Raw genomic sequence first — 1,642 nt, forward strand, 5'->3', positions numbered from 1 at the left:
GTACGGCTGGGGGCGGTGGTGGCCGCGCTCGGGTTTGCGGTGGTGGCCGTGGCGCCGGGGGCCGGGGTCGGGATGCTCGGGTTCACGTTGCTGGGGCTCGGGCTGTGTGTGCTGGTGCCGCAGACCTTCGCGGCGGCCGGGCGGTTGTTCCCGGGGGCGTCCGACACGGCCATCGCACGGCTCAATGTCTTCAACTACGTGGGGTTCCTGATCGGTTCGCCGTTGGTGGGGGCGCTGGGTGACGCGTGGAGTTATCGCGGGGCCATGCTCGTGCCGATGGTGTTGGTGCTGGTGACGTTGGTGTACGCCCGCTCGTTCGCGCCGGCGGAGGGCCGGTACGGTGACGGGCATGAGCGGGCGCGCACAGCTGATGTGGGACGAGGCAGTAACGGGCTATGACTTCGGCCGGGACCATCCGATGGACCCGGTCCGGCTCGCCCTGACCCGGAGACTCGTCGATGCCTTCGGGCTCGACAAGGACGTGGATGTGGTGGCGGCGAAGCCTGCCGGTGATTCGACGCTGCGGCTGGTTCACCGGGAGGACTACGTCGAGGCGGTGAAGGCCGCCTCGGCGGATCCGGAGTCGGCGGACGGGGCGTATGGGCTGGGGACGATGGACGACCCTGCCTTTGCCGGGATGCATGAGGTGTCGGCTCTTATTGCCGGGCAGTCGGTGGGGGCTGCCGAGGCGGTGTGGGGCGGGGATGTGTCTCATGCCGTGAACTTCGCCGGTGGGCTGCATCATGCGATGCCTGGGGCCGCTTCCGGGTTCTGTATCTACAACGATGCCTCGCTTGCCATTGCCCGGTTGCTGGAGTTGGGGGCCGAGCGGGTCGCGTACGTCGATGTCGACGTGCATCACGGGGACGGGGTCCAGGCGGCGTTCTGGGAGGACCCGCGGGTGCTGACGATCTCCCTGCATGAGCATCCACGGACCTTGTTTCCGCAGACCGGGTGGCCTGAGGAGACCGGGGCGGGGGCGGGCGAGGGCTCGGCGGTCAATGTGGCGTTGCCGGCCGGGACCGGGGATGCGGGATGGCTGCGGGCCTTTCATGCCGTCGTGCCGGAGCTCATCGCGGACTTTCGGCCGCAGGTGTTGGTGACTCAGCACGGGGCCGATACGCATTTCGAGGATCCGCTGGCTCATCTCGCGGTGTCGTTGGATGCGCAGCGGGCTGTGCAGGTGGCGTGTCATGAGCTGGCGCACGCGTACGCGGACGGGAAGTGGGTCGCGTTGGGTGGGGGTGGGTACGCCGTGGTGGAAGTTGTGCCGCGGTCGTGGACGCATCTTGTCGCGATCGCTGCGGGGCGGGAGATCGCGCCGGAGGCGGTGATTCCTGAGGGGTGGCGGCAGGAAGTGTTCGCTCGGACGCGGGAGTTGGGGCCGCAGCGGATGACGGATGGGCGGTGGCCGGTGGCCTACGCGGAGTGGGAGTCGGGGTACGACCCCGCCGATCGGCTTGATCAGGCGGTGGTGGCTACTCGGCGGGCGGTGTTTCCGTTGCGGGGGTTGTTGGCGTAGGGATTTTTCGCCCCCGCCGCCCCTACCCGTCCCGTCACTGGGGGCTGCCGCCCCCAGACCCCCGCTTCGGACTGGACGGCCTCGTCCTCAAACGCCCGACCGGCCGGATGGTGCCGGCCC

Annotated in this window: 2 protein-coding genes; both read left to right on the top strand. The window is 69.5% G+C overall.

Translation table 11 applies throughout. From position 1 onward, the window contains the following. Window positions 1-399: MFS transporter (locus tag JHN45_RS51825; RefSeq protein WP_201056463.1), on the top strand; the 399-nt coding region annotated here is incomplete at its 5' end. Continuing rightward, a complete protein-coding gene (locus tag JHN45_RS51830; protein WP_201056466.1) occupies window positions 350-1,522 on the top strand; it encodes an acetoin utilization protein AcuC in 1,173 nt (390 codons plus the stop codon). The genes JHN45_RS51825 and JHN45_RS51830, both read left to right, overlap by 50 nt. Window positions 1,523-1,642: the final 120 nt, after the last annotated feature.

It is taken from the genome of Streptomyces sp. MBT53 (assembly GCF_016654115.1).
In the GTDB taxonomy this organism is placed as follows: Bacteria; Actinomycetota; Actinomycetes; order Streptomycetales; family Streptomycetaceae; genus Streptomyces.

Excerpts from the sequence above, each read along its gene's own strand:
- JHN45_RS51830 (WP_201056466.1), top strand. The coding sequence starts at position 350 with ATGAGCGGGCGCGCACAGCTGATGTGGGACGAGGCAGTAACGGGCTAT.